Below are 248 nucleotides of genomic sequence, written 5' to 3'. Positions count from 1 at the left end.
GACTTCATCACTGCCGTTAGCTTTGTAAATTGAGGGAGCATCAGCTTCTTCAGGAAGCTGTTCTAATAAACCTGAAATACGATCACGAACATCATTGGTCGCGGCTTCGATATCTCGATTAATATCAAATTCAATGGTAACGCTTGAACGGCCATCACTGCTTGACGAACTTATATGACGGATGCCTTCAACACCACTTATCCTATCTTCGATAAGTTGAGTGATTCGACTTTCAACCACAGAAGCAC

1 protein-coding gene is annotated in these 248 nt (G+C 42.3%); it reads right to left on the bottom strand.

Features of this window, described 5'->3' with window-relative positions; all coding sequences use genetic code 11:
• On the bottom strand, positions 1–248 hold a 248-nt coding region (locus AAEZ00_RS21860), incomplete at both ends, for an efflux RND transporter permease subunit (RefSeq protein WP_351090112.1).

The sequence above is a fragment of the Shewanella sp. S1-49-MNA-CIBAN-0167 genome (assembly GCF_040310145.1).
GTDB classification, from domain to species: Bacteria; Pseudomonadota; Gammaproteobacteria; order Enterobacterales; family Shewanellaceae; genus Shewanella; species Shewanella psychromarinicola.
The sequence above is the reverse complement of the archived record's forward strand: the minus strand, read 5'-3'. Positions and strand labels throughout refer to the sequence as shown.